Raw genomic sequence first — 26688 nt, forward strand, 5'->3', positions numbered from 1 at the left:
GTGTTCGCCGCCGGCGACATCCGGGACAAGTTCCTGCGCCAGATCGTGACGGCGACCGGCGACGGGTCGCTCGCGGCGCAGACGGCCCAGCAGTACGTGGAAGAACTGAAAAACGCGGTCGAAGCGTAGGCGCTCCGGCTGAAACGACGACGCACAGGCGCAGAAAATCATTTCTGCGCCGTTTTTTTGGTACAGAGAGCAAAAAACATAGGATACTTTCTTTTGTAAATTGTCTGAACCATCGAAGGATAGTATACTGGAAAAAGGTATATGTGAGGTGGTACACATGCAGCGGGTAACAAATTGTTTTTTACAGCAGAACGATCAACTGCTTATGCTCAAAAAACCAAGCTACGATTGGTGGAATGCCCCCGGCGGAAAAATGGAGCCGGGGGAGTCAGTATATGATTCAGTCCGGCGGGAGTTCCGGGAAGAAACGGGCCTTTCGCTTGAACGTCCGCATCTGCGGGGTATTTTTACATTTATCACGATGGAGGACGGGGTTACGGCAAATGAGTGGATGATGTTTACATTTGAAGCTTTTGGTGCAGGAGGCAGGCTGCTTAATGAGTCTCCGGAAGGCATCCTTGAGTGGAAGAAAAAGCAGGAAGTGTCGTCCCTGCCTATGGCCGAAGGCGATAAAGCCATTGTCGAGCATATTTTGAATAACAAAGGAACGGTGTATGGTACGTTCCGCTATACGAAAGATCGCCGGCTTCTGGAACGCCGGTTTGAGCAGTCAACGCCATACTATATGTAAAAGAGGGATGCAGATTATGGAACAAGAACGGAAATCGATTCAGGTTGAAATCATTACAGGGATGTCGGGGGCCGGAAAGACGGTGGCCATCCAATGCTTTGAGGATCTGGGCTATTACTGTGTAGACAATCTGCCTCCTTCACTAATCCCGACATTTATCGATTTAATTGAAACGACTGAAAACAAAACCGATAAAGTAGCTTTCGTAGTGGATCTTCGGACGAGGGAGTTTTTTGACCATCTGTTTGCTTCCATAGATCAGCTTGACCAGCGCAAGGACCTGTCGACACATATTCTATTTTTGGATGCAGGAGATCAGGTGCTTGTCAGCCGATATAAAGAAACACGGCGCTCGCATCCGCTTGCAAGTGAGGATACGCCGCTTGAAGGCATTCAGCTCGAGCGGGAGATGCTGCAGGAACTTAAAGGCCGGGCGCGCCATATTATTGATACGAGCAGCCTGAAACCAAGAGAGTTGAGAGAGCGTATATTAACTGATTACGCCGAGAAAAACCAGTCGGTTTTTAATGTGAATGTTATGTCTTTCGGATTTAAATATGGAATGCCGATCGATGCGGATCTGGTTTTTGACGTTCGTTTTCTGCCCAACCCTCACTACGTGGAACATCTGGAGCCCAAAACCGGCCTTGAAGAAGAAGTGTCTTCGTACGTGTTAAAATGGACGGATACAAAGGAATTTATAAATAAACTGGTGGATATGCTTGAATTTATGCTTCCGCTGTATAAGCAGGAAGGCAAGTCACAGCTTGTGGTTGCGATTGGATGTACAGGAGGCAAGCATCGCTCCGTGACGCTTGCTGAATATATTGCTTCTTACTTTTCAGGGAAATATGAGACGAATGCCAATCACCGGGACATTGAGGAAGGAAGGAAAAAATAGACGTGGAGGACCAGAAGGTTGTAGTGATGGGCGGTGGCACAGGTATAGGCGTCCTGCTCCGGGGGCTGAAGCAGTTCCCGGCAGATATTACGGCGATTGTGACTGTCGCAGACGATGGAGGAAGCTCCGGGCGCTTACGGAAAGAGTTTAATATTCCCCCGCCCGGGGACGTAAGAAACGTACTGGTGGCGCTTGCGGAAGTCGAGCCCTTAATTGAAGAATTGTTCCAGCACCGCTTCACGAGCGGGGAGGGGCTGACCGGTCATTCCCTGGGGAATTTACTGGTAGCAGGAATGACCTCCATTACCGGAGATTTTGCCAAAGGAATCACAGAGCTTAGTACTGTGTTAAACGTACGCGGAAAGGTCCTTCCCGCCTCTAATCGGAGTATCGAGCTGTTTGCAAAAATGAAGGACGGCTCCACGGTCTACGGGGAGTCCCTGATCCCAAAAGCCGGCAAGCAGATTGACCAGGTGTTTATCCACCCGCCGGATGCGGAGGCGCTCCCGGAAACCGTGCGTGCTATTGAACAGGCAGACGTCATTGTCATTGGTCCCGGGAGCCTGTTTACAAGCATCATGCCGAATTTAATCGTGCCCGGTATCCGGGATGCCATTAATCGGTCCGGGGCACGCAAAGTATATATTTGCAATGTAATGACGCAGCCGGGGGAAACGGACGGCTTTTCGGCATCCGATCATCTGCATGCCATTGAAAAGCATACTGGGGGCGCTTTTGTGGATACTGTACTGGTGCATAACGGAGAAATACCGGCTCCGGTGCTTGCAAACTACGAAAAAAAGCAGGCATTTCCCGTGAAATGTGATTATGAAAGATTGGAACAGATTGGGTGCCGGGTAGTAACAGATACATTTATGCACTATGACGGCCTTGTTCTTCGTCATAATGCCAAAAAAGTATCTGAAGCCCTGCTTGCCCGTGATTGACAGAAAGGCGGTGAAGATGGATGTCTTCATTTGCGGCTATAACAAAAAAAGAATTAACCCAGATTGAAGTGGAAGATACGAGCGCCAAAGCGGAACTGGCAGCATTAATCAGAATGAACGGTTCCATTTCATTTGGCAACGGCCAGCTGATTTTGGACGTTTCCACTGAAAATGCCGCCATCGCACGACGGATCTATTCGTTAATCAAGCGTATCTACAAGGATATGGTGATTGAACTGCTTGTGCGGAAAAAGATGCGTTTAAAAAAGAATAATGTCTACGTAGTCCGGATGGCCGAAGAAACGAAAGAGATGCTGAGCGACCTTGCCATTATGGAAAACGGCTACCAGTTTAACCGGTCGATTGCGAGAGACGTGATTCCAGACACGGACAGCCGCCGGGCGTATTTGCGCGGAGCTTTTTTAGCCGGCGGCTCGGTCAATCATCCGGAAACGTCTTCGTATCATCTTGAAATTTATTCGATGTATGAAGAGCATAACCGGGCACTCCGGGAGCTGATGGAAACGTTCGGGCTCACATCGAAAAGCCTTGAACGGAAAAAGGGCTACATTCTTTATATTAAAGAAAGCGAAAAGATTACCGAGTTTTTAAATATTATCGGTGCGCACCAGGCGCTGCTTTATTTTGAAGACGTACGGATTATGAAAGACATGAGGAATTCGGTGAACCGCCTGGTGAACTGTGAAACAGCGAACTTAAACAAAACCGTGGGAGCCGCATTAAGGCAGGTGGAAAACATTCAGCTTGTCCAGGCAGAAGTCGGACTCGAAAACCTTCCTGAAAAAATCAGGGAAATGGCAATCCTGCGTGTCCAGCACCAGGACGTCACGCTGAAGGAGCTCGGGGAAATGGTGCCGAGCGGAAAGGTGAGTAAATCCGGTGTGAACCACCGTCTCCGCAAAATTGATCAGATCGCCGAGCGTATTCAAGCCGGAAAGCCGCCGATTCCAGAAAAAATATAATCGCTAAAGGCAGGCGCCTGCGGCAGCAGAGGCTTCTTCTGCTCCTGCAGGCGCTGTATTACAGCAGTCATTAAAGCGCTTGCTTGAAAAACGTTCTAAATTGAATTACGTTATGTGTATATGAAAAGCGGGTACCGGTTGAAGACAGACAGAGAAAGGAAGATAGTAACTATGGTCGAAAAAACAGTGGAAGTAAATTTGCGTACAGGGCTTCAGGCCAGGCCGGCAGCATTATTCGTCCAGGAGGCGAACCGGTTTCATTCCAATATTTTTCTTGAAAAGGATAATAAAAAAGTGAATGCCAAGAGTATTATGGGTGTTATGAGCCTTGCGGTGCGCACCGGAGCCTCGGTAAAGCTTTTAGCCGAAGGGGCGGATGAAGAGGAAGCGGCCGAATCATTGACGGAATTTATGAAAAAAGAAATGTGAACATAAAAAATCAGGACGGCGCGATGCCATCCTGATTTTTTGTGTCTTACTGACCCATAACCTGGTCTACAAGACCGTATTCTTTTGCCTGTTCCGCACTCATGAAATTATCACGGTCCGTATCGCGCTCGATGACTTCAAGCGGCTGTCCGCTGCGGTCTGCAAGAATCTGGTTGAGTTTTTCACGCATTTTGATGATGCGGCGGGCGTGAATTTCAATGTCCGCAGCCTGTCCCTGGGTGCCGCCGAGTGGCTGGTGAATCATTACTTCACTGTTTGGAAGAGCATAACGTTTGCCTTCCTGGCCAGCTGTGAGAAGAAAAGCACCCATCGATGCTGCCATTCCGACGCAGATCGTAGAAACCTGCGGTTTAATGTGCTGCATTGTGTCATAAATAGCCATGCCGGCTGTAATAGAGCCGCCCGGACTGTTGATGTAAAGAGAAATATCCTTCTCCGGATCGTCGGCTTCAAGGAAAAGAAGCTGTGCTACGATCGAATTGGCCACATTGTCATCAATGCCTGAGCCAAGCATAATAATGCGGTCCTTCAACAAACGCGAATAAATGTCATATGCGCGTTCGCCCCGGTTGGTTTGTTCAATAACTGTTGGTATCAAGTTCATGAAAAGCGTCCTCCTTTAATGAAATGTATGACTACATTCATGGTAGTTGTGTGGAAAATATTTTTCCTTCCGCGTTGCTGTTATTATCATAACTCTTTGGTCAATTAAGGTCAAATAAAAAGTCTGACCCTATCCCATATAGCTACACGTCAACTTCCATTCCCTTTATTTTCACAAACATAAACGTTACGTGCAAATGTTTCACTTCCATATAAATTTTAATTTAGATGAAAAATGATCTGACAAACAAATAGAAGGGTCAAATCTATTTTTATATAATGACAGCAGGAGAACAAGAAAAAGGGATCGATTCATGGAAGAAAAATATGATATGATGTAAGAAAGCGTTTTCAAAAAGGAGGTGGAGATAATGGGCTTGGGGCTTGAATTGCAGCAGAAGCAGGAAATGAGTTTGGTGATGACGCAGGAGTTAAAGCAGGCAATTGCCCTGTTGAAGCTGTCTTCCCAGGAATTATCCGACTATCTGCAGGAAGAAGCGATGGAAAACCCTTTAATGGATTTAACCCTCCCTTCTATTACGGACGGAGCGTCACTTTCTGCATCCCGGGCCGCTGATCCGGTCTACAATTCAGCGTCCATGGGTGAACAGCTGGACTGGCGTGAACCGTCGGAGGAAACTCTCGAAGAGGCGCTGAGGGAGCAGATTGTATGCGGAGGTTATAAAGAAACTGCCCGGGAAATACTTTTATTTTTAGCTGGAAGCGTTGACGAGCGCGGATACTTAGAAGACATCGAATGGGAGATGGAACGGAAATTCGGGCTGGGCAGAGAAGAAAGCGAGCAGTATATTTCGATGCTCCAACAGCTCGAACCGGCAGGGATCGGGGCCAGGGATTTAAAGGAATGTCTTCTTCTGCAGCTCGAACGCTGCCTGGATACAGATCCATATATTGACCAGGTCGTAGCTGAAGATCTCGAAGCGCTGGGGGCGAAAAAATGGCGCTACCTGCAGCAGAAGTATCAGCTCACTAAAGAGCAGCTGCAGGAAATCTATACCTGCCTCCAGAAGCTTTCCCCGCATCCGGGAGATTCCTACCGGCAGGAGAAAACAATTTCTGTATCGCCGGATGTCCGCGTGGAGGAAATCGACGGAGAATGGGTGGTCACGATTTTGAATGACCGGCTTCCCGAGCTGCAGATGAATGAAAAATACTGGCGTCTTTTGCAGCAGGATGCCGATGAAGAAGCCAGGCAGTATGCTATGGAAAAATATAAGCAGTTTCTTTGGATTGTTAAAAGCGTCGAACAGCGCCAGCAGACGCTGCAAAAAGTATCGGAAGTGATCGTCGAAGCGCAAAGCGAATATCTAAAACACGGCGAAGAAAAGCTTCGTCCCCTGACGCTCCGGGAGGTAGCTGAACAGGCGGATGTGCACGAATCCACTGTTTCAAGAACGACGAGCCGGAAGTATATGCAGACGCCTCACGGTCTCGTCGAACTGAAGCATTTCTTCTCCTCGAAAATTACCCGGACGGATGAAGATGCTTCAAGCACCGGAGTGAAAGCTATGATGAAAAAACTGATTAAAGAAGAAAATAAAGAGAAGCCTCTCTCGGATCAAAAGCTTGCTGATCTGCTTCAGCAGGAGCAGCAGTGTACGATTTCAAGGCGGGCGGTGGCAAAATACAGAACAGAGCTCCGGATCCCGTCCTCCTCCCAGCGGAAACAGCCGGTGTAGCCCAAATCCTCCTTGCAGCAAAAGGAGGATTTTTTATGCATGAAATAAGCGAAAACCGGGTATCAGTAAAATGTAGTCAGCATGAAAAATGCAGTGAACATTTGCGTTGATTTTCCAAATATAGATTGCTACAATGAAATTGTGAACAAAGCGTTCATTTTTTTATAAAATGAGCGGGACAAAAAATGTCTCTGCGGGACTTTAATTGTCCCGGACAGAGCAGTAAAGATCAATGATGAGGAGTGGCTTGAAATAAGCTGCTGCCGCAGGTTCGGTGGTGTAGCAATATGTTACGTGACGTATTGGAGATGCAGCGGAAACTGCAGCCTGATGTGCTCGAAACATTAGGGAAAAGGTACCGCATTTTGCAATACATCCGCCTGATGCAGCCGATTGGAAGAAGAACCCTTGCCACTCAGCTATCCACCTCAGAGCGGGTTCTGCGCAGTGAAACAGATTTTTTGAAGCAGCAGGGACTTATCCTGATTCAAAGCGCAGGGATGCTTTTAACTGAAGAAGGAAACAAACTGCTTGAAGGGCTCGAGCAAACAGTCAAATATGCTTTCGGCCTCGAGGATTTGGAGCGGAAGCTGGCGGGTTATTTATCCGTCCCGAAGGTTATCGTCGTCTCAGGAGACAGCGATGAGCTTCCGGTAGTGAAAAAAGAACTCGGTCGTGCAACGGTACAGCAGATGAAGAACCGTGTCAGCCCAGGGGACGTGATTGCGGTAGCGGGGGGCACGACGCTCGCTTCAGCAGCTGATATGATGGTGCCTGACGCAAAATGGAGCAATACCATCTTTGTACCTGCCCGCGGTGGTCTTGGTGAAAAGGTGGAGATCCAGGCCAACACCATCAGCTCTGCGATGGCAATGAAAGCCCAGGCCTCGTACCGGCTGCTTCATGTGCCCGACCAGCTGAGCGAGGATACAAGGCGATCGCTCATGCAGGAACCCGGCGTACAGGAAGTGCTTGATCTGTTAAAATCAGCATCGCTTGTCGTTCATGGCATAGGCGAAGCAAAAACGATGGCCGGGCGGCGGACTACGGGCGCTTCCCTGCGCAGCAGGCTCGAGGAAGAATCGGCTGTGGCAGAGTCGTTTGGCTATTATGTTAATCAGGACGGAAAAGTGGTGCACCGGGAAAATACGGTGGGCCTTCAGTGGGACGAACTCCGGTCAGATCAGACAGTGATCACAGTAGCCGGGGGTTCAAGCAAGGCAAAGGCGATTGACGCTTATATGCGCTACCGCCCGAGCAGCATTTTGATCACCGATGAGGGTGCAGCCAAAGCTATTCTGAATCAAAGCGATGCACCGGAGGCAACTGAGTAACAGGCAGAACACCTGCCGCATTATGCTGCAGTAGCTTTCACAATTATTTATATTCCAAGGAGGAAAAATTATTATGGCAACAAAAATTGGTATTAACGGTTTTGGACGTATTGGACGTAACGTTTATCGTGCAGCTTTAAACAACCCGGATGTTGAAGTAGTAGCAGTAAACGACCTGACAGACACTGATACACTTGCGCATCTTTTAAAATATGACACAGTTCACGGCACGCTTGACGCAGAAATTCAGGCAAGCGGCGACAACCTTACAATCAACGGCCACAAGCTGACCGTTTTCTCTGAAAAAGATCCAGCGAAAATCGACTGGAAAGGCGTAGACGCTGAAATCGTTGTTGAATCCACAGGTATCTTTACGCAGCGCGATCAGGCAGCAAAACACCTTGAAGGCGGAGCGAAAAACGTTATCATTTCCGCACCGGCTAAAGGCGTAGATGCAACATTTGTTGTCGGCGTTAACGAAGGCGACTTCAAGCCGGATGAGCACAAAGTCGTTTCCAACGCATCCTGCACAACGAACTGCCTGGCTCCAGTAGCTAAAGTACTGGACGAAAAATTCGGCATCAAACGCGGCCTGATGAACACCGTCCACTCCTACACGAGTGACCAGCAGATCCAGGACGGCCCGCACAAGGACCTTCGCCGTGCGCGCGCTGGTGCTGAAAACATCATCCCAACAACTACAGGTGCCGCTCAGGCAGTAGCCCTCGTGCTTCCACAGCTCGACGGAAAGCTTACCGGCGGTGCGATGCGTGTTCCTACTCCAAACGTTTCCCTCGTGGACTTCGTGGCAGAGCTCGATAAAGATGTAACAGTAGACGAGCTGAACAACGCATTGAAAGAAGCTTCTGAGTCTGACGAACTCAAAGGCATTCTTGGATACAGCGAAGAGCCGCTCGTATCGAAGGACTACAACGGAAGCGCCTATTCTTCCACAGTAGACTCCCTTTCAACACTCGTTATGCAGGACAACATGGTTAAAGTAATCGCTTGGTACGACAACGAATTCGGTTATTCCAGCCGCGTTGTGGACCTCGCAGCAAGCTTTGGCAAAAAACTGTAAATCATTTTTAATGCTTGGGAAAGGGAGGAGAATATTATTTCTTCCTCCCTTTTTTGAGTCTGAAGGGGCCTGTACCCGGCCCGTCAAAAATCCGGTATTTCCGTTCCGCCGCCGCGTTATTAAAAATAGACGTTCCAGTTTTTTATGCGGCGGGTAAAGAACGGAAGTGCAGATTTTTGTTATGATAGATGAGGAAGATAATTTAAGGGAGGTTTGGCAATGGCGTTAAATAAGAAAACCATCCGCGATTTAGATCTGAAAGGTAAAACTGTTTTCTGCCGCGTTGATTTCAACGTACCAATGAAAGGCGAAAGCATTACGGATGACGCCCGGATTCGTGCAGCTGTACCAACAATTCAATACTTATCCGAACAGGGAGCGCGCGTCATTCTCGGCAGTCACCTTGGACGCCCGAAAGGGGAAGCAGTAGAAGAACTTCGTCTCGGTCCGGCTGCAGCCCGTTTAGGTGAAATTATGAATGTCGACGTGAAAAAGGTCGACGAAGTATACGGCGAAGAAGCTAAGCAGGCCGCGGCGTCCCTCCAGGACGGAGAAATCATGCTTCTTGAAAACCTGCGCTTTGAAGCAGGCGAAGAGAAAAATGATGAAACCCTTGCAAAAAACATAGCATCCCTTGCAGACATTTACGTGAACGATGCATTCGGGGCAGCGCACCGGGCTCACGCGTCCACCGAAGGAGTGGCGCATCACCTTCCTTCTGCAGCCGGCCTGCTGATGGAAAAAGAACTCGATGTGCTCGGCCAGGCGCTTGAGGACCCGGACCGTCCGTTCACGGCAATTGTCGGAGGAGCAAAAGTGAAAGATAAAATCGGCGTTATCGATAATCTCCTCGATATCGTGGACAACCTCATTATCGGCGGCGGACTTGCTTACACGTTTGTTAAAGCGCAGGGCTATGAAATCGGCCAGTCCATGCTTGAAGAAGACAAGCTTGATATGGCTAGAGAATTCATGCAGAAGGCTAAAGACAAAGGCGTAAACTTTTATATGCCAAAAGATGTTATTGTTTCCGATGACTTCAGCGATGATGCAAACACGCAGACAGTAAAAATCGACAGCATTCCATCCGATTGGGAAGCTTTGGATATCGGGCCGGAAACGAGAAAAGAATACGCGAACGTCATTAAAGATTCGAAGCTTGTTATCTGGAACGGACCGGTCGGCGTGTTTGAATTCGCTACGTTTGAAAAAGGCACGCGCGCTATTGCTGAGGCAATGGCTGAAGCTCCCGGCACGTACACAGTTATTGGCGGCGGAGACTCTGCAGCAGCAGTGGAAAAATTCGGCCTTGCAGACAAAATGAGCCATATGTCCACTGGCGGCGGGGCATCGCTTGAATTTATCGAAGGAAAAGTGCTGCCGGGTGTGGCAGCGCTGGATGACAAATAAGCAGCCTTGAAAGTATATTTACTATAATCTCAGTGGGGTGAAACAATGAGAAAACCAATCATAGCAGGCAACTGGAAGATGAATAAGCTTCACGGCGAAGCGGTAGCCTTCATCGAAGAAGTAGCAGGCAAAGTGCCGAATGCAGAAGACGTGGAAACAGTAGTATGTGCGCCAGCTCTATTTCTGAAGGACATGAATGACGCGGCAGCATCGAGTGATGTGAAAATTGGCGCCCAGAACATGCACCAGGAAGACAGCGGCGCATTCACCGGAGAAATCAGCCCGGCAGCGCTCGCGGACCTAAATATTCCGTACGTCATTATCGGCCACTCCGAGCGGCGTGAAATGTTCAATGAAACTAATGAATCAGTCAATCAAAAAGTGAAAGCAGCCCTGAACCACGGATTAACACCGATCATGTGCTGCGGCGAATCCCTTGAACAGAAAGAAAACGGCTCTACAGAAGCAGTTGTGCGCGAGCAGATTGAAAAAGGCTTTGCCGGACTGAGTGCCGGAGACGCTGCAAAAGTGGTTGTCGCTTACGAGCCGATCTGGGCTATTGGTACAGGAAAATCCTCCACCGCAGAGGATGCGGATGAAACATGCGGTTCGGTAAGAAAAGCACTTGCCGATCAGTACGATCAGGACACGGCAGACAAAGTACGTATTCAATACGGCGGCAGTGTAAAACCGGAAAACATTGAAACGTACATGGCGAAAGAGCACATCGACGGTGCACTTGTCGGCGGTGCCAGCCTGAAGCCGGATGCCTTCCTGGAGCTTGCAGAGGCGGGAAAAAAATGAGCGCCAAGCCAGTAGCACTTATTATCCTGGACGGGTATGCCTGCCGGGAAGAAACCAAAGGGAATGCGGTAGCGAAGGCAAGCACGCCAAACTTTGACCGCTATTGGAACCAGTATCCGCATGAAACGCTGACGGCTTTCGGTGAAGCAGTCGGCCTGCCTGAAGGACAGATGGGCAACTCGGAAGTCGGCCATATGAATATCGGGGCCGGCCGGGTCGTATATCAAAGCCTTTCTTTAATCAATAAGGGCATCAAAGAGGGGACGTTTAAAAACAACCAGGCGTTCGCCCATGCCGTAGATCACGTGAAAGAAAACGACAGCGCCCTTCATTTATTCGGCCTGCTGTCTGACGGCGGAGTCCACAGCCATATCGACCACTTAAAAGCGCTGCTCGACATGGCGAATGAAAAAGAAATCGAGCGCGTGTATGTCCATGCCTTTTTGGATGGCCGTGACGTGGGTCAGCGCTCTGCCAAGCAGTACGTATCCGAAGTGGAAGACTATATGAAAGAAATCGGCACCGGTGATATTGCCACCGTCCAGGGGCGGTACTACGCCATGGACCGTGACAACCGCTGGGAACGTGTGGATAAATCCTACCGGGCCATCACGTACGGGGAAGGTCCTTCCTATGAAACGGCCGAAGAGGTTGTAGACGCTTCCTACGAAGAAGAAGTATGGGATGAATTTGTAATCCCGTCGGTTATCACAAAAGACGGAGAAGCGGTCGGGCGGCTGCAGGACAACGATGCAGTAATTTTCTTCAACTTCCGTCCGGACCGGGCCATCCAGCTTTCACAGGTGTTTACACAGGATGGTTTCAACGGTCTGGACCGCGGAGACAAATTTCCATCCAACCTGAAATTTGTCAGCATGACGCAGTACAGTGACTCGGTGAACGCTGAAATCGCCTATCCCCCGCAGGACTTGGTTAATACAATGGGAGAAATCGTTTCAGATGCCGGACTGCACCAGCTGCGCATTGCAGAAACGGAAAAATACCCGCACGTAACCTTTTTCTTCAGCGGCGGACGCGAGGAAGAATTTAAGGGTGAAACACGGGTGCTGATCGATTCGCCGAAGGTAGCCACGTACGATCTGCAGCCGGAAATGAGTGTATATGAAGTAACCGAGGCGCTTGAAAGCGAGATTCAGTCCGAAAAGCATGATTTCATCGTGCTGAACTTTGCGAATCCGGATATGGTAGGGCACTCCGGTGACCTTGATGCCACGGTTAAAGCAATTGAAGCAGTGGATGAATGCCTGGGACGGGTTGTGGATTTGCTGCACGATAAAGGCGGACGCGCCATCATCACGGCAGACCACGGAAACTCCGATGAAGTAACAACACCGGATGATAAACCAATGACGGCTCATACAACCAACCCGGTACCGGTTATCGTCACAGGCGATGAGAATGCGAAACTCCGCAAAGGCGGCGTGCTCGCTGACCTGTGTCCAACAGCCGTAGAGCTGCTGCAAATAGAAAAACCAAAAGAGATGACGGGTCAGTCCCTCATTCAATAACCATTCAGAGGAGTGAATCACCAATGAGTTTAATTGCAGATATTTACGCACGCGAAGTACTCGATTCCCGCGGGAATCCAACGGTAGAAGTAGAAGTATTTACAGAAACAGGCGCTTTCGGACGCGCTCTCGTGCCAAGCGGCGCTTCCACCGGTGAATACGAAGCGGTAGAGCTTCGTGACGGCGGCGACCGCTTCATGGGCAAAGGTGTCACTAAAGCAGTCGACAACGTGAACGAAACTATCGCAGAAGAAATCATCGGATTTGATGTCACAGATCAAACAGGCATCGACCAGGCGATGATCGAACTCGACGGCACAGACAACAAAGGAAGCTTCGGTGCCAATGCCATTCTCGGTGTTTCAATGGCAGTAGCGCGCGCAGCAGCTGATGAACTCGGCGTTACGCTGTATGAATACCTCGGCGGCTTTAATGCGAAAACTCTGCCGGTTCCAATGATGAACATCCTGAACGGCGGCGAGCACGCAGATAACAACGTCGACTTCCAGGAGTTCATGGTTATGCCGGTCGGCGCCAGCAACTTCCTTGAAGCTGTACGTATGGGCGCAGAAATCTTCCACAACCTGAAAAAGGTACTTGGAAGCAAAGGCTATAACACTGGTGTCGGCGACGAAGGCGGCTTTGCCCCGAACCTCGGCTCAAATGAAGAAGCGCTTCAAACGATCATTGAGGCGATCGAAAAAGCAGGCTACAAGCCGGGTGAAGAAATTATGCTCGCCATGGACTCTGCTGCTTCCGAAATGTACGAAGACGGAAAATATCACCTTAAAGGTGAAGGTGTTGTGAAAACAGCAGACGAAATGATCGAATTTTACCAGGACATGGTGTCGAAATATCCAATCGTCTCCATTGAAGATGGTCTGGACGAAAACGACTGGGAAGGCTTCAAAAAGCTTACGGATGCTCTTGGCGACAAAGTCCAGCTCGTGGGCGATGACTTGTTTGTAACGAACACCAACAAGCTGAAAGAAGGCATTGAAAAAGGCATCGGCAACTCCATTCTGATCAAGGTGAACCAGATCGGTACACTTACTGAAACCTTTGATGCTATTGAAATGGCTAAGCGTGCCGGTTATACAGCCGTTATCTCCCACCGTTCCGGGGAAACAGAAGATACGACTATCGCGGACATCGCAGTAGCGACCAACGCGGGTCAGATTAAAACAGGTGCACCATCCCGGACAGATCGTGTAGCTAAATACAACCAGCTTCTCCGCATCAACGATGAACTGGCGGAAACCGCTGTTTATCTGGGCAAAGATGCTTTTTATAACCTGAACAAATAATTGCTTTTCGACCGCGGCCCGGCATATGGGCTGCGGTTTTTTACAATTGAATAAAACACCGTTACCGTGGGCTTTGCGGCCTATGCTGCCGCACGTGCTTGCACTGCACGTTTTGGTGTGTTACATTAATACAAGCGTAATTGGAACGTGGAGGTGTACGGGTGATGATAACGGCGTTGTACGTTGCATTAATAGTCGTTGCGGTCATGCTTATTGCAATTATTTTATTGCAGTCGGGCCGAAGCAGCGGTTTGGCAGGAGCAATATCCGGCGGAGCCGAACAAATGGTTGGCAAACAGAAAGCGAGAGGCATCGAAGCCTTTCTGATTCAGTTTACAGTAGTTCTGGCTGTGTTGTTTTTTGTTCTTACCATACTCATCGCCTATTTTGTCTGACAGACAGTATAGGAAGCTATCTCAGCAGCGGACGGTTCCATCGTTCGCTGTTTTTTATGTTACCGGCTAATGTTTGCTTTTCCTGTATTTGGTGAATCAAACAAACAGGTGGAAGTTTAACGTTTAACGGGCGGATAGAGATAAACCAAGGATAGGAGAGCAGGAGCATGAAGACAGCAGCTGAAAACCAGGCGATTGGATGTTTATGTCTGCATGGATTTACAGGTTCTCCGTGGGAGGTCGAACCGATTGCCGCAGAGCTCCGCGCGTGTACAGACTGGAAAGTGGAAACGCCGGTGCTGCCAGGTCATGCTGACGGAAGCTTCAGCATTCAAAGCCGTGTTTCCTATGTCACATGGATTCACGCTGCTGACCGCGCAGCGAAAAAACTGGCGGCTGCATGCAGCACTCTGTACGTGATTGGATTTTCGATGGGAGGCCTGCTTGCCTGCTACGTGGCAGCCCGTTATAAGGTGGAACGGCTCGTGCTTATTGGTATGCCGATGGAATATATTAACCCCGGCCAGTTTTTGAAGGATACGCTGCTTGTAGCGGGCGGCCAGGTCAGAGGATCGCTGCATCCCTGGTACGGGGTAGCCGCAGAAAAATTAAAAACCCCCGGCTGGGCACTTCGGGAGTTTCAGCAGGCAGCGCACGTGCTGCGTCCGTTTGTTGGCAAAGTATCCTGTCCGGTGTTTATCGGCCAGGGGGAAAAAGACGGCCTGGTGCCGGTACGGAGTGCTGTGCGTATATATAAAACGGTAAAAAGCCCGGTGAAGCAGTTTGTGCTTTACAAAAACGGCAAGCACTTTCTTTTTCACGGTCCGCACCGGCACGAAGCGGTGAACGATGTACGGTTATTTTTAACTTCAACACAAATAAATTCTGAGAACCTTATGCGAACGATCGATTAAAATAGAAAAGAAGATAGATAGGAGACGATGAATCATGCGTGTAGTACCCCCTAAATCATTTACCTTTGAAGGTGGAAACCGTGCAGTTCTACTGCTGCACGGATTCACAGGCTCATCTGCGGATGTCCGGATGATGGGACGTTTTTTGGAAAAGAAAGGTTATACTGTACATGCGCCGGTCTACAAAGGCCACGGTGTTCCTCCGGAAGAGCTGATGGAGACGGACTACCATGACTGGTGGGAGGATGTAAAAGCAGGAATTGAGGAATTAAAGGAAAGAGGCTTTGATCAGATTGCCGTCGGGGGCCTTTCTCTCGGAGGACTTATGGCTCTGCGTGTGGCGTATCATTACGATGTATTGGGTATTATTCCAATGAGCGCCCCAATGTCGACATTCAACAACGCAGACAAGCTGAACGGAGATGTCATCAATTACGCGAAAGAATTTAAACGTCTGGAAGGGAAAGACCAGGACCAGATTGATAAAGAAATTATGGAATTTCGTCAGCTGCCGACGGACACATTGCACTCGGTCAACCGGCTGATCCGGGAAGTGGAAGAAAGCCTGGACATGGTTCATGCGCCGGCGATGATTGTGCAGGGTGAAAAAGATGATATGATTGCAGAAGACAGCGCAAATATCATTTATGAAGAAATCTCTTCGGAGGATAAACAGATTAAGTGGTATCCGGACTCCCCGCACGTTATTACCCTCGGGAATGACCGCGATGAGCTGAACGAAGATGTATATCAGTTTTTAGAAGGATTAAATTGGTCAAAATAAAAAAAGAGCGTAAAGCTCAAAACGTTTATCACAACAAATTGAAAGGAGATGAAAACGTTGGACCAGGAAATAAAACAGACACTGCTGAATTACCTGAAAAACGATTCTGCGGGCCCTGCAACGATTGAGGAGATCCAGGAAACGCTTCAGGCGGATTCGGCAGAAGATATTAAGCGTCTCATGAAGACGCTAAACGAAATGGAGGACAGCGGAGACGTTGTCCGGACGAGAAGCAACCGCTACGGCATACCGGAGAAAATGAATCTGATGCGCGGACGCGTGCAGAGCCATGCCAAAGGATTTGCCTTTATTATTCCGGAGGAAAAGGAACGCGACGACATCTTTGTGCCGGCCGGGGAAATTAACGGGGCCATGAACAAAGACACCGTACTTGTTCGTATCTCGGACTCGAGCCAGGGCAGTAAAACCGAAGGCACGATTATCCGCATCATCGAACGCGGTATTGAAAAAGTCGTTGGCACATACCAGCGCTACGGTAATTACGGGTTTGTCGCGGCGGATGATAAGCATATCCGCGATGATATTTATATTCCGCAGGACGCAGAAAACGGAGCAGTGGACGGCCATAAGGTTGTCGTAGAGCTGACTAAATACCCGGATGCGGCTTCAGGAGCTGAAGGAAAAGTCGTCAATATCATCGGGCATAAAAATGACCCGGGCGTGGATATTCTGTCGATCATTCATAAGCACGGCCTCCCGGGAGATTTTCCCGAGGAGGCTGTGGAGCAGGCTCAGAAAACACCGGACGTAATTGATGAAAGTGAAATCAAACAGCGCCGGGATCTTCGCGATGAAACTATCGTGACCATCGACGGAGCAGACGCAAAGGATCTCGATGACGCTGTAACGGTGACGAAATATAATAACGGAAACTATAAGCTCGGCGTTCATATTGCAGACGTCAGCTATTACGTGGACGAAGGAACACCTATCGATGTGGAGGCAGGAGAACGGGCCACGAGTGTATATTTGGTCGACCGGGTAATCCCGATGATTCCGCATCGTTTGTCAAACGGTATCTGCAGCCTGAACCCGCAGGTGGACCGGCTGACGCTCTCGTGTGAAATGGAAGTAACGCCGCAGGGCGAGGTCGTTAATCATGAAATCTTTGAAAGTGTAATTCGAACGGCCGCCCGGATGACGTACAATGATGTCCGTCTGATTCTTGAAGAAAACAACCAGGCAAAGCGGGAGGAATACAGCCAGCTCGTGCCAATGTTTGAGCGCATGGAAGAGCTTGCAGCTATTCTCCGCGAAAAGAGGTTTGGAAGAGGCGCCATTGATTTTGATTTCAAGGAAGCACAGGTGCTCGTGGATGAAACGACTGCTCCGACAGACGTGGTGCTGCGTGAGCGCTCGGTCGCTGAAAAGCTGATTGAAGAGTTTATGCTGGCAGCCAACGAAACAGTAGCCGAGCATTTCCACTGGATGAAAGTGCCGTTTGTCTACCGGATTCACGAAGATCCTGCCGAAGATAAGCTGCAGTCGTTCGTGGAGTTTGTTACGAACTTTGGCTATGCAGTTAAAGGGACGGCAAATACGGTACATCCGCGTGCGCTTCAGGAAGTGCTTGACGCTGTAAAAGGAGAACCGGAACAGGCAGTGATCAGTACAGTGATGCTGCGCTCGATGCAGCAGGCAAAGTACGATCCTGAAAACGCCGGCCACTTTGGGCTGGCTGCGGACTTCTATACTCACTTTACGTCACCAATCCGCCGGTATCCGGACCTGATTGTTCACCGTTTGATCCGGACGTATCTGGTAAATAAACGGCTGGACGATAAAACGCAGCAGAAATGGAAAAATGAACTGCCGGAAATCACCCAGCATTCTTCGGAGATGGAGCGCCGGGCAATTGACGCCGAGCGTGAAGTTGACAGCATGAAGAAAGCGCAGTATATGAAGGATAAAATCGGGGAAGAATTTACCGGTTTTGTAAGCGGCGCCGCGAACTTTGGTCTGTTTGTAGAGCTTGAAAACACCATTGAAGGTATGGTGCATATCAGCTATCTCACGGATGATTATTACCACTATGATCCTAAGCAGTATGCGCTGATAGGTGAGCGTACCGCGAATATGTACCGCATCGGTGATCAGGTGGAAGTGCGTGTTCTGAATGTAAATCTTGATGAAGCGGCGATCGATTTTGAAATTGTCGGCATGAAACGGCCGGCGAAAGCACGTCGCAAAGAGTCCGCAAAAGTTGTTCAGGGCGATAAGGGCAAGCGTCCCGGCCGAAAAGAAGGCCAGGGACAGGGTGAAAGGAAAGACGGCAATAAAAAAGACGGTGGACGTAAAAAAGGCAAATCAGGTAACAAAAAGCCGTTTTACTCGAAAGTCTCAAAAAACAATAAAAAGAAATAATATGATCGCGGGAAAGCCCGGGGCAATAGGACGCGCCCGGGCCCCTATGGTAGAATAAAGACAGAAGGCAGGTGAATGGAGATGGCAGTAAAAACGGAAAACCGTGTGCTGGCGCAAAACCGGAAGGCCCGTCATGACTATACCATTGAAGATACCTTCGAAGCCGGTATTGAACTGCGGGGCACCGAAATAAAGTCGATCCGGGCTGGCAGGATGAATCTGAAGGACAGCTTCGGGAAAATCGATAATAACGAGCTGTTTCTGCATAATGCCCATATCAGCCCGTATGAACAGGGGAATCAGTTCAACCACGATCCCCTGCGTACGAGAAAGCTTCTGCTGCACCGCCGGGAGATTAATAAACTTATTGGTAAAAGCATGCAGTCCGGGTACTCCATTATTCCATTGAAGGTTTATATTAAAAACGGTAAAGCGAAGGTGTTAATCGGCCTTGCCAAAGGTAAGAAAAAATACGACAAACGCCAGGCGCTCAAGGAACAGGATGCCAAGCGTGAAATGGACAAAGCAATCAATCGCAGCATGAAAGGCATGAGCGACTAGATTGACACGCTCCAGACCTCTCGTTATAATATAGTATGTCGCTCATAAACCTATGGGCACATGCTTATCCTTCACATGGGGACGTTACGGCTTCGACAGGGATAGGTTGAGCTTTAGCTGCGAGCCGAGAGGCAGCTCGTAAAAATGCCACGCCAATAATAACTGGCAAAAACAACGAAAACCTCGCAGTAGCAGCGTAACAACTGCTTTTTGCGGATCCCGCATTCCATCGCCCGCGTGGAATGATTTGGGGTCTCACTCTTAGTGGGCTACGCAGTTCGCCCTCCGTCTGAGGGCGGCTGAAGAGACTAATCAGACTAGCCGTACGGAAGCCTGTTGCTAGGCTGACGTACTGGTGAATGATAATATAGCGACTACGCTCGTAGATGCTAAAGTGGCAATATCTCTGGACGTGGGTTCGAATCCCACCGTCTCCACCATACATACTGGAGACAACAGGTGCTTACGGCTTTCCAGCCGTGGGCACCTTTTTTCGTTCGCGGCGCAGAGAAAAACGGCGCCGGCTTTCCGCCGGGGGAAGTTTTGCATTGACACAACATTTGAATAATGGTTAAAATGTTGCATAAGGGAAAGAATCGTGAAGCCAATCAGATTACAAAGGGGGCAGCGTATGGAACCAAATGTCATTTATGCATTTTTGTTAACACTTGGAGCCGGGCTTGCCACAGGAATCGGAAGTATACTGGCTTTTTTCACTTCTACGACAAATACCCGGTTTTTGGCTTTTTCGCTCGGTTTTTCCGGAGGTGTGATGATTTATGTCTCCATGGTGGAGATATTTTTTAAGGCACAGGAGTCGCTGGTCGGGGCGCTCGGAGAAGTCGGAGGCCAGTGGGTTACCGTCGGGGGATTTTTTGGAGGGATGATTTTTATTGCCGCCATTGACCGGCTCGTCCCCCAAAAAGGAAATCCGCATGAAGTAAAGCGGGTGGAAGATATGCATATGTCAAAGGAAGAGCTTGAACGCCAGGGCCTTATGAAAATGGGGACCTTCACAGCTCTTGCTATTGCTATACATAACTTTCCTGAAGGTATCGCTACGTTTACCTCTGCTCTGAATGACCCGGGCCTTGGACTTGCGATCGCTCTTGCGATCGCGATACACAATATTCCTGAAGGGGTAGCTGTTTCGGTACCGATTTATTTTGCGACCGGAAGCAAACGCAAAGCATTCCGACTTTCATTTTTATCAGGATTATCAGAGCCGGCTGGTGCTATTCTGGCTTTTCTTCTGCTCATGCCGTTTTTGACCGATACGCTGTTTGGAATCATTTTCGCTGCTGTGGCTGGCATTATGGTATTCATTTCTCTGGATGAACTGCTGCCGGCGGCAAAAAAATATGATGAAACCCACGTATCGATTTACGGGGTAGTGAGTGGTATGGCCGTAATGGCCTTGAGTCTGCTGCTGTTTATTTAAGTGTATGAAAGCAAGAGGCCGCGACCGGCCTCTGTTTTTTTGATTGACACCCAATTTTTCTTTTTGTATATTATTACTTGCCGTAAACGTTCGCTAGTGTAGCTCAGCTGGTAGAGCAGTTGCCTCGTAAGCATCAGGTCGCAGGTTCAAGTCCTGTCACTAGCACCATTCATATCATTACAGCGCCCATACAGATGGGTGCTTTTTTGTTTTAAACCGGTCTAAAAAGAGAAAAGACCAATGAGGAAATATTTTGGCCTCTTTTTGATGAAAAGATGGGCAATAAGAAAAGAAAATGATACGTTGATATAAGATAAAGTCGAAAGGGAGGGGTAGTTTGAGATCCCCGGTGCTGTTTACGTTTAATATAATATTTTTAGTTTTGGCTGCGGCGACTGCCGGTTTTTTCCTGTGGCTTGGCGGATCTACATTTTACGTTATCGTCGCAGCAATTGGCATGCTGAGTGCTCTGCTTGGAGCGTACCAGACGGGCAGAAAAAAGCCAGGCTATAAAAAGAAATCAAAAGAAAAATCAGGAGGAAAGTCATGAACACAAATGCAGCTGTAAAATTCTTTTATTGGTTCGAAGGGTTTATTGTGGTGCTAAGTCTGATTCTCGGCGTTTTCTTCGTCATTTCCGGAGAATGGATGTGGAGCATCGTCATGGTCATTATTGCGATGTCCTGTATTGTTACGCTAGTAATGATATCAAAAGCGTTAAAAAAGCAGCAGTGGTGAAGCTGGAATAAAGAATAGTAGGAGGCAGACCGTTATGCCGACGTTTGCAAGAACAGCATTAATTGTAGGGGGTGTGGCTTCAATAGGAATACTGGCGATTGTGCTTTTCTATTGGACCCGTCTTCCCTACATTGTGCCCCAGTTTTTCGACGCCACCGGAGACCCGAACGAATATGCTGCAAAGTATTATTTATTTGTTCCGCCGCTGGCGTTGATCGCTATCTGGATCGGGGCGTATTTTTCTCTCCGCTACCCGGGATGGTTCCGTCTGCCGGTGCGAATGAATGAGCATCAAATAGAAGTGTTTAAGCGGGAGGGACAGATTCTCATTTCTGTGCTCCTCGTAGAGCTGTCGCTCGGATTTGTCTATGTTCAGTGGCAGACCGTCCGTACGGCCCTGAATGAAAGCGAGGGACTCGGGTGGTTTTTTCCTTCATTTTTCCTTATTTGTTTAATTGGAACCGCTGTTTATTTCACATGGAGAACAATCACTTTGTGGGGTAAAGCTTCGAACCAACGTTCTTCATCATAATAGACTGCCATCCGGCAGCGTATCGAGGGATGCCTAATGGAACAAGCACGTATACTGATTGTTGAAGATGAAGAAAAAATTGCGCGGGTGCTTGAGCTTGAACTCACCTACGAAAATTATTATGTTCAGAAAGCTTCTGACGGTCTTGAGGGGTTTGCCATGTACCAGGCGGAGCCGTGGGATTTAATTATTCTTGATATTATGCTTCCGGGCATCAGCGGTATTGAACTGCTGCGCCGGATACGAAGCCAGAACACAAAAACAGCGGTTCTGCTTGTTACTGCTAAAGATTCTGTGGAGGATAAAGTTTCCGGACTCGACCTCGGGGCCAACGATTACATTACAAAGCCGTTCCAAATTGAAGAACTTCTCGCCCGTGTCCGTTCCTCGCTCCGCTTTCAGGCAGAAGCAGCTTTGAAAGCCGAAGCAGAGCAGTGGCTCTCTGTGGGCGAAGTGCGGCTGAATGAGTCGGCCAGGGAAGTGTATGCCGGCGGGGAACCGATAGAGCTGACGCGCAGAGAGTTTGACCTGCTTTCCTATCTGTTGAAAAACAAAAAGCAGGTGCTGTCCCGGGACCAGATTTTAGAGCAGGTGTGGGGCTTTGATTATTTCGGGGAAACGAACGTGGTGGACGTATACATTCGTTATCTGCGCAACAAAATTGATAAACCATTTGGGACCGCGCATATCCAGACTGTGCGCGGCGTTGGCTACGTGGTGAAGGACTTCTCATGAAGCTTGGAAATAAAATTCATTTATATACATCGGTGCTCGTATTTGTGCTCGTCGTTCTTTTAGTGCTTGCTATTTACTTTTCCTTTTCCCGCATGATGATCGGAAGTGAGGTGGAACAGACTGTAGAAGAAGGAAGACAGACAGCCTCCACGTTTAATGAATCCGCGGATAATTTTTCGGTCGAACAGCTGCTCCGGGCGTATACCCCAACGGAAGGGATGGCCAGAATTGTACTGCAGGATGAGTCGGAGGCAGCGACGGTAACTTCCCCGGAAGAGGGAAGCTTAACGGAGGAGCCCGTTCAATATTATTCCGAAGAATATGAACGGGTGGTGGAACATAACGGGGAGCGGTACGCATTCGTTTCGGTGCCGGTCATATGGACAGATGGACAGGTGGCAAACATTCAGATTACCGACAGCCTCCGCCAGACAGAAGAAAATCTGGCGGTGCTCCGGATAATATTAATAGTCGCTACTATTGCGGCTGTCATCCCGGTCTTTCTCTCGGCACGCTTATTGAGCACGGTAATCCTCCGTCCAATCGCAGCGCTGTCAGCTACTATGCGTGATATCCAGACAAGCGGCAGATTCAAGCGGATTTCCACGTCGTCGAAGTCCAGGGATGAAATCGAGCAGCTGGGGGAGACGTTTAATGAAATGATTGAGCGTCTCGAAGAAAATTATCATAAACAGGAGCAGTTTGTATCCAACGCGTCGCATGAGTTAAAAACGCCGCTGACTGTGATTGAATCATACGCCAGCCTGCTGCAGAGAAGAGGAGCCTCACGTCCCGAAATCATTGAAGAATCGGTGGAAGCCATTCATTCCGAAGCGGTGAGGATGAGGGAGCTGACCCAGCAGCTTCTGCTGCTTGCCCGTCAGAATGAAAAAGAAAACCTCCATATTACCGAAGTGGACCTGGAGACGGTGGCGGCAGATGCTGTGGAAAACTACCGCAGCAGCTACCACCGGGAGATCGAATTAACCGGGGAGCCGGCAATCGTTCAGACTGATCCCGACAAAGTGAAGCAGCTGTTGTATATCCTGCTTGATAATGCCCGGAAATACAGCAGTGATGTCATTGATGTAAAAATCGAAACGACAGATACAGAACCGGTCATCGCTGTGATTGACCGGGGCATCGGTATTCCGGAAAAGGATATTGAACGAGTTTTCGAACGCTTTTACCGGGTGGATGAGTCGAGAACACGGGCAAGCGGGGGCTACGGGCTCGGTTTGTCGCTTGCCAGAGATATTACTGAAGCTCTCGGCGCACGCATCACAATTGAAAGCACGCACGGCCAGGGAACGGCGGTCCGCTTAATTTTTCCTATAACCAGTGAATGACTCTCCCTTTCTCATCAATTTCTCAGAATGAACGGATACAATAATAGCAACAGGGAGAGGGGGGCCTGCGGTGAAAAATGTTATCTTTCTGTTTGTGCTGGTGGCTGGTATCATAGTGGCCACTTTTGGGGCCTGGCGGTTTTCGCCGTATTTTACCCCGGAAATGTCGCCGGAGGAAATTGAACAGGCTGTTCAGGGACAGTATCAGGGTGACATCACTAGCGTGGAAAAACAAAACGGCACCTATGAGGTGATGACAGAGCTTGACCGAGGGACGTACCAGCTGCAGGTGGATGCTGAAGACGGAGCGGTTACAGGCGTCACACGGGTAGCGGGTAACAGTACTGGTGATACAGAAGCTCTAACAGAAGAAGAAGCGCGCACCCGGGCAGAAGAAGAGACTGACTTTTCTATTGAAGAAATCAGCCGGGAAACATGGGAAGGAACCGCCGTGTACGTAGTGGAGTTTGCCGAAGACGAAGCGTTGGAAGAAATGACTATCGATGCGCGGTCAGGAGATATTTTAGAAGAAAAAGCACAGGAAGAGCGTGAAGAAAGACGCCAGACAGTGCTTAGTGAACAGGAAGCCGCAGCTGTGGCGCAGGAGGAAGTGAACGGGGAAGTGGACGACGTTGATTTCGAAACGTCGGATGCTGGGGAGCCGTTTTACTACGTGGAGCTTGAACAAAATGATGACGACGAAGCTACGGTTCAGGTACACGGCATCACCGGAGAAATACTGTCAGTCACCTGGGATGATTAAACGGCAAAAGCTGCCTGGATGATTCCAGGTGGCTTTTTTTGTCTTTTTACTTGTTATGAGCCGTCCATGTATTTCTCATCAATTTCTCATTTTCTTGTAGGGATATTCTCATGTCGGGCCTCTATAGTAAAGGTGTAACAACAAATAAAGGGGGAAATGACCATGAAAGGGAAAGTACTTGCAGGCAGTCTCGCGGGGGTCACGGCGCTTGGTGCAGTTATTGGTGCAGGAGCTTACACGACCATGAATAGTGGCGTGGAAGCAGAAACCTCTTCAAACAAATCTTCAGAAGAAACAGCCGGAGAAAGTAACGAAAACAACAGCAGCTCTGGTGAGGAAAAAATTACTGCCGATGAAGCTGTACTGATTGCTGAGGAAGAAACGGGCGGTCAGGCGGTTGAGCTGGAACTGGATATGGAAGATCAGAAATACGATGTGGAGCTCGAAGGCGAACAAGAATACGATGTTGAAGTAGGAGCGTTCTCCGGCAATGTGACTGAAAAAGAAACCGATGATGATAAAGATAATGAAGAACCGCTGATCCAGGACGGGGACAGCGTCAGTTTAGAAGATATTGTGGCTTCGGGGATGGGCGAAGTTTCCGGAGAGCTGAATGAATGGGAGCTGGACCGTGAAGAGAACGGATACGACCTTTCGGTGGAAACGAACGAACAGGAAGGCGATTTCTTCATAAATGATGCAGACGGTACGATCGCTTCCAGAGATATTGAAGATGACGATGATGATGATAACAACGACGATGACGATAACGACAATTAAAGACTAACACCAACAGATGAACGGGGTCCGAAAGGAGTCTTCCAGGAATGGCACTACTGAGGGAAAAGGTGCTGCATTCACAGCTGCACCGGGCAAAAAGCATCTTATGGAACGAATGGCACCAGGAAAAACGGCCGGGATTCTGCCCTGGACTCAGAATAGGAGAGAGCGCACCGGCATTCTCACTGCCCAGCATGGACGGGGAAAATGTTACGTTAAACCAGCTGCTCCTCCAGGGTCCGGTAGTGCTTCTCTTCTGTTTTGGCGGCTGGATACATGCAGAAACAGAACGGCTGCGAAGCTATCAGGAGGCTTCCCCGCTGCTTCGGCAGATGGGAGCCCAGATCGTAGTAGCTGCCAGCGGGCAGGTATCCGCCCTTCAGAGAGAGCTGCAGCACATGTCTTTTACAGGAAAGGTGCTTGCAGACACAAATGCTGTGGCAGCCTCCTGGTATAATGCGTGCATCTCCTGCCGGGATCACCTGCTTCAGGACGTCCCGGAGGTTAAAGCGGCCCTGCGCCATGCCGGATATCATTCGTACTGCCCTGCAGACGTAACGTATGTGATCGATCAGGACGGCACCGTGGCAGTTTCTGTCTGGGAAGCCGCCCGGCCGGACCCCTACTGGATCGTCAACGAGCTAATTCAATTAAAAGAAAGATAAAACCCCGCCTGAAAAGGTGATGAAATATGGAGAAGCAGCCGGCGTAAGCGCGGGCTGCTTTTGTTTGAAATAATGCGTGATAAATTTTTCTGTACACTGAAAGTATCAAGAATTTACCGAAAATTATCCCGCTGTAAATAGAGAGCTGGACTAAATGCATGTCTGTATGTAGTAGTACAGACACTGGAAGTTTTTATAAACGACTAGATATAGAAGCAGGTCTTACTTACTGAAATTTTTTCTGTCAGAAAATGTGCACAATTTTAAGGGTAGAATCGAGGAGTATAAGGAAGTATGGCAGAGATTTTAATTGTCAAGAGGATGAAACGAAAAATATCTATATCATGTATGTTGAAAAAGAAGATTACACCATATATAGTAGTGGTATAAGAATGATGTACACATGTTCGTACATTTTAGAAAGTAAGGAGGGGATTCGATGATACCGATCATTTTTGATTCTATGACGGGCAACGTGAAGCGTTTTGCGGAAAAAATCCCGTTTGACCGGGTGTACAGTCTGAATGAAGCGGAACAAATCGATGAACCGTTTATCCTTATCACCTATACGAAGGGATTTGGAAATATCCCGGAATCCACCGAAGCATTTCTCGAAGAACATGCAGAGCAGCTTCTTGCTGTAGCATCGAGTGGAAACAAAGTATGGGGAGACAATTTCGCCAAAAGCGCCAATCAGATTGCAGTGAACTACAACGTTCCCATACTCCATAAATTCGAACTGAGCGGAACAAAAAACGATGTGTCCATTTTCGCAGAGGAGGCGATGAAAGTTGCAACAAACACAAACCACCGACTGGATCCAGTTAAACAATGAGA

Annotated in this window: 28 protein-coding genes, 1 tRNA gene, 1 other RNA gene and 1 pseudogene; 30 read left to right on the top strand and 1 reads right to left on the bottom strand. The window is 48.8% G+C overall.

What is annotated here, in order from left to right:
* The 6 genes and pseudogenes from ACTRXF_RS14645 to ACTRXF_RS14670 all read left to right on the top strand — a co-directional run.
* Positions 1-129, top strand: a pseudogene (locus ACTRXF_RS14645) (thioredoxin-disulfide reductase); the annotation flags it as partial.
* 157 nt (positions 130-286) lie between these two features.
* Positions 287-760: an NUDIX hydrolase gene (locus ACTRXF_RS14650; protein ID WP_474279614.1), complete on the top strand. Its 474-nt coding sequence runs from the start codon at positions 287-289 to the stop codon at positions 758-760.
* 16 nt (positions 761-776) lie between these two features.
* Positions 777-1661: an RNase adapter RapZ gene (rapZ, locus tag ACTRXF_RS14655; RefSeq protein ID WP_474263049.1), complete on the top strand. Its 885-nt coding sequence runs from the start codon at positions 777-779 to the stop codon at positions 1659-1661.
* A gap of 2 nt (positions 1662-1663) precedes the next feature.
* Positions 1664-2608, top strand: coding sequence for a gluconeogenesis factor YvcK family protein (locus ACTRXF_RS14660; protein ID WP_474263047.1), 945 nt, complete (start codon positions 1664-1666; stop codon positions 2606-2608).
* 20 nt (positions 2609-2628) lie between these two features.
* On the top strand, positions 2629-3591 hold the full coding sequence (gene whiA / locus ACTRXF_RS14665; protein ID WP_322526381.1) for a DNA-binding protein WhiA: 963 nt from the start codon (positions 2629-2631) through the stop codon (positions 3589-3591).
* Positions 3592-3762: 171 nt separating this feature from the next.
* The gene (locus ACTRXF_RS14670) at positions 3763-4020 is read left to right on the top strand and encodes an HPr family phosphocarrier protein (RefSeq protein ID WP_022793881.1); all 258 of its coding nucleotides are present in this window, start codon (positions 3763-3765) and stop codon (positions 4018-4020) included.
* Positions 4021-4066: 46 nt separating this feature from the next.
* On the opposite strand, the gene clpP is transcribed toward ACTRXF_RS14670, so the two are convergent.
* Complete coding sequence (gene clpP, locus ACTRXF_RS14675) at positions 4067-4645, bottom strand: ATP-dependent Clp endopeptidase proteolytic subunit ClpP (RefSeq protein ID WP_022793882.1); 579 nt, start codon at positions 4643-4645, stop codon at positions 4067-4069.
* A gap of 370 nt (positions 4646-5015) precedes the next feature.
* Here clpP and rpoN point away from each other — a divergent pair, with 370 nt between their 5' ends.
* The 24 genes from rpoN to nrdI all read left to right on the top strand — a co-directional run bounded on the left by rpoN (position 5016) and on the right by nrdI (position 26686).
* Positions 5016-6344 (top strand): RNA polymerase factor sigma-54, encoded by a 1329-nt coding sequence (gene rpoN, locus ACTRXF_RS14680; RefSeq protein WP_474279616.1) that lies wholly within the window; start codon positions 5016-5018, stop codon positions 6342-6344.
* A 287-nt stretch (positions 6345-6631) separates the two neighbouring features.
* Positions 6632-7678 (top strand): sugar-binding transcriptional regulator, encoded by a 1047-nt coding sequence (locus tag ACTRXF_RS14685; RefSeq protein ID WP_474263043.1) that lies wholly within the window; start codon positions 6632-6634, stop codon positions 7676-7678.
* A 73-nt stretch (positions 7679-7751) separates the two neighbouring features.
* Complete coding sequence (gene gap / locus ACTRXF_RS14690; protein WP_474263041.1) at positions 7752-8759, top strand: type I glyceraldehyde-3-phosphate dehydrogenase; 1008 nt, start codon at positions 7752-7754, stop codon at positions 8757-8759.
* Between the two features lie 219 nt (positions 8760-8978).
* Positions 8979-10169, top strand: a complete 1191-nt coding sequence (locus tag ACTRXF_RS14695; protein ID WP_474263039.1) for a phosphoglycerate kinase — start codon at positions 8979-8981, stop codon at positions 10167-10169.
* Positions 10170-10214: 45 nt separating this feature from the next.
* Positions 10215-10973 carry a triose-phosphate isomerase gene (tpiA, locus tag ACTRXF_RS14700; RefSeq protein ID WP_474279618.1) on the top strand — a complete coding sequence of 253 codons (759 nt, stop codon included), beginning with the start codon at positions 10215-10217 and terminating at the stop codon, positions 10971-10973.
* On the top strand, positions 10970-12502 hold the full coding sequence (gpmI, locus tag ACTRXF_RS14705; RefSeq protein ID WP_474279620.1) for a 2,3-bisphosphoglycerate-independent phosphoglycerate mutase: 1533 nt from the start codon (positions 10970-10972) through the stop codon (positions 12500-12502). Before tpiA ends, gpmI begins: the two co-directional genes overlap by 4 nt.
* 23 nt (positions 12503-12525) lie before the next feature.
* Positions 12526-13809 (top strand): phosphopyruvate hydratase, encoded by a 1284-nt coding sequence (gene eno / locus ACTRXF_RS14710; RefSeq protein WP_079475504.1) that lies wholly within the window; start codon positions 12526-12528, stop codon positions 13807-13809.
* A gap of 164 nt (positions 13810-13973) precedes the next feature.
* Entirely contained in the window at positions 13974-14204 is a 231-nt protein-coding gene (secG, locus tag ACTRXF_RS14715; protein ID WP_022793890.1) for a preprotein translocase subunit SecG, read from the top strand.
* 167 nt (positions 14205-14371) lie between these two features.
* Positions 14372-15118: an alpha/beta hydrolase gene (locus ACTRXF_RS14720; RefSeq protein WP_474263033.1), complete on the top strand. Its 747-nt coding sequence runs from the start codon at positions 14372-14374 to the stop codon at positions 15116-15118.
* 31 nt (positions 15119-15149) lie between these two features.
* Positions 15150-15902 (top strand): alpha/beta hydrolase, encoded by a 753-nt coding sequence (locus tag ACTRXF_RS14725; RefSeq protein WP_474263170.1) that lies wholly within the window; start codon positions 15150-15152, stop codon positions 15900-15902.
* 48 nt (positions 15903-15950) lie between these two features.
* Positions 15951-18287, top strand: a complete 2337-nt coding sequence (rnr, locus tag ACTRXF_RS14730) for a ribonuclease R (protein ID WP_474279622.1) — start codon at positions 15951-15953, stop codon at positions 18285-18287.
* 81 nt (positions 18288-18368) lie between these two features.
* On the top strand, positions 18369-18848 hold the full coding sequence (smpB, locus tag ACTRXF_RS14735) for an SsrA-binding protein SmpB (RefSeq protein WP_079475508.1): 480 nt from the start codon (positions 18369-18371) through the stop codon (positions 18846-18848).
* A gap of 77 nt (positions 18849-18925) precedes the next feature.
* Positions 18926-19288: a transfer-messenger RNA gene (gene ssrA, locus ACTRXF_RS14740) on the top strand.
* 191 nt (positions 19289-19479) lie between these two features.
* Positions 19480-20289, top strand: coding sequence for a zinc transporter ZupT (gene zupT / locus ACTRXF_RS14745; protein ID WP_091616308.1), 810 nt, complete (start codon positions 19480-19482; stop codon positions 20287-20289).
* A gap of 92 nt (positions 20290-20381) precedes the next feature.
* A tRNA-Thr gene (locus ACTRXF_RS14750) sits at positions 20382-20457 on the top strand.
* A gap of 169 nt (positions 20458-20626) precedes the next feature.
* Positions 20627-20839, top strand: a complete 213-nt coding sequence (locus ACTRXF_RS14755; protein ID WP_474263029.1) for a hypothetical protein — start codon at positions 20627-20629, stop codon at positions 20837-20839.
* Positions 20836-21027 carry a hypothetical protein gene (locus ACTRXF_RS14760; protein ID WP_322526369.1) on the top strand — a complete coding sequence of 64 codons (192 nt, stop codon included), beginning with the start codon at positions 20836-20838 and terminating at the stop codon, positions 21025-21027. Before ACTRXF_RS14755 ends, ACTRXF_RS14760 begins: the two co-directional genes overlap by 4 nt.
* A gap of 34 nt (positions 21028-21061) precedes the next feature.
* Positions 21062-21559, top strand: coding sequence for a DUF1648 domain-containing protein (locus ACTRXF_RS14765; protein WP_474263027.1), 498 nt, complete (start codon positions 21062-21064; stop codon positions 21557-21559).
* Between the two features lie 36 nt (positions 21560-21595).
* On the top strand, positions 21596-22294 hold the full coding sequence (locus ACTRXF_RS14770) for a response regulator transcription factor (protein ID WP_474263025.1): 699 nt from the start codon (positions 21596-21598) through the stop codon (positions 22292-22294).
* A complete protein-coding gene (locus tag ACTRXF_RS14775) occupies positions 22291-23643 on the top strand; it encodes a sensor histidine kinase (protein ID WP_474279624.1) in 1353 nt (450 codons plus the stop codon). Before ACTRXF_RS14770 ends, ACTRXF_RS14775 begins: the two co-directional genes overlap by 4 nt.
* A 70-nt stretch (positions 23644-23713) precedes the next feature.
* Complete coding sequence (locus ACTRXF_RS14780; RefSeq protein WP_474263020.1) at positions 23714-24406, top strand: PepSY domain-containing protein; 693 nt, start codon at positions 23714-23716, stop codon at positions 24404-24406.
* Positions 24407-24568: 162 nt separating this feature from the next.
* Positions 24569-25186 (top strand): PepSY domain-containing protein, encoded by a 618-nt coding sequence (locus ACTRXF_RS14785; protein WP_474263018.1) that lies wholly within the window; start codon positions 24569-24571, stop codon positions 25184-25186.
* A gap of 47 nt (positions 25187-25233) precedes the next feature.
* Positions 25234-25851 (top strand): redoxin domain-containing protein, encoded by a 618-nt coding sequence (locus tag ACTRXF_RS14790; protein WP_474263016.1) that lies wholly within the window; start codon positions 25234-25236, stop codon positions 25849-25851.
* 439 nt (positions 25852-26290) lie between these two features.
* Positions 26291-26686, top strand: a complete 396-nt coding sequence (nrdI, locus tag ACTRXF_RS14795) for a class Ib ribonucleoside-diphosphate reductase assembly flavoprotein NrdI (RefSeq protein WP_322526362.1) — start codon at positions 26291-26293, stop codon at positions 26684-26686.
* The last annotated feature ends 2 nt before the right edge of the window (positions 26687-26688 follow it).

This window comes from Marinococcus sp. LNHM3E3-2.2 (genome assembly GCF_056034385.1).

Bases quoted from the DNA above. Each gene is read 5' to 3' on its own strand.
- ACTRXF_RS14650 (WP_474279614.1), top strand. From the start codon at position 287: ATGCAGCGGGTAACAAATTGTTTTTTACAGCAGAACGATCAACTGCTT.
- rapZ (WP_474263049.1), top strand. From the start codon at position 777: ATGGAACAAGAACGGAAATCGATTCAGGTTGAAATCATTACAGGGATG.
- whiA (WP_322526381.1), top strand. From the start codon at position 2,629: ATGTCTTCATTTGCGGCTATAACAAAAAAAGAATTAACCCAGATTGAA.
- ACTRXF_RS14670 (WP_022793881.1), top strand. From the start codon at position 3,763: ATGGTCGAAAAAACAGTGGAAGTAAATTTGCGTACAGGGCTTCAGGCC.
- clpP (WP_022793882.1), bottom strand. From the start codon at position 4,645: ATGAACTTGATACCAACAGTTATTGAACAAACCAACCGGGGCGAACGC.
- rpoN (WP_474279616.1), top strand. From the start codon at position 5,016: ATGGGCTTGGGGCTTGAATTGCAGCAGAAGCAGGAAATGAGTTTGGTG.
- ACTRXF_RS14685 (WP_474263043.1), top strand. From the start codon at position 6,632: ATGTTACGTGACGTATTGGAGATGCAGCGGAAACTGCAGCCTGATGTG.
- gap (WP_474263041.1), top strand. From the start codon at position 7,752: ATGGCAACAAAAATTGGTATTAACGGTTTTGGACGTATTGGACGTAAC.
- ACTRXF_RS14695 (WP_474263039.1), top strand. From the start codon at position 8,979: ATGGCGTTAAATAAGAAAACCATCCGCGATTTAGATCTGAAAGGTAAA.
- tpiA (WP_474279618.1), top strand. From the start codon at position 10,215: ATGAGAAAACCAATCATAGCAGGCAACTGGAAGATGAATAAGCTTCAC.
- gpmI (WP_474279620.1), top strand. From the start codon at position 10,970: ATGAGCGCCAAGCCAGTAGCACTTATTATCCTGGACGGGTATGCCTGC.
- eno (WP_079475504.1), top strand. From the start codon at position 12,526: ATGAGTTTAATTGCAGATATTTACGCACGCGAAGTACTCGATTCCCGC.
- secG (WP_022793890.1), top strand. From the start codon at position 13,974: ATGATAACGGCGTTGTACGTTGCATTAATAGTCGTTGCGGTCATGCTT.
- ACTRXF_RS14720 (WP_474263033.1), top strand. From the start codon at position 14,372: ATGAAGACAGCAGCTGAAAACCAGGCGATTGGATGTTTATGTCTGCAT.
- rnr (WP_474279622.1), top strand. From the start codon at position 15,951: ATGAAAACGTTGGACCAGGAAATAAAACAGACACTGCTGAATTACCTG.
- smpB (WP_079475508.1), top strand. From the start codon at position 18,369: ATGGCAGTAAAAACGGAAAACCGTGTGCTGGCGCAAAACCGGAAGGCC.
- zupT (WP_091616308.1), top strand. From the start codon at position 19,480: ATGGAACCAAATGTCATTTATGCATTTTTGTTAACACTTGGAGCCGGG.
- ACTRXF_RS14760 (WP_322526369.1), top strand. From the start codon at position 20,836: ATGAACACAAATGCAGCTGTAAAATTCTTTTATTGGTTCGAAGGGTTT.
- ACTRXF_RS14765 (WP_474263027.1), top strand. From the start codon at position 21,062: ATGCCGACGTTTGCAAGAACAGCATTAATTGTAGGGGGTGTGGCTTCA.
- ACTRXF_RS14770 (WP_474263025.1), top strand. From the start codon at position 21,596: ATGGAACAAGCACGTATACTGATTGTTGAAGATGAAGAAAAAATTGCG.
- ACTRXF_RS14775 (WP_474279624.1), top strand. From the start codon at position 22,291: ATGAAGCTTGGAAATAAAATTCATTTATATACATCGGTGCTCGTATTT.
- ACTRXF_RS14785 (WP_474263018.1), top strand. From the start codon at position 24,569: ATGAAAGGGAAAGTACTTGCAGGCAGTCTCGCGGGGGTCACGGCGCTT.
- ACTRXF_RS14790 (WP_474263016.1), top strand. From the start codon at position 25,234: ATGGCACTACTGAGGGAAAAGGTGCTGCATTCACAGCTGCACCGGGCA.
- nrdI (WP_322526362.1), top strand. From the start codon at position 26,291: ATGATACCGATCATTTTTGATTCTATGACGGGCAACGTGAAGCGTTTT.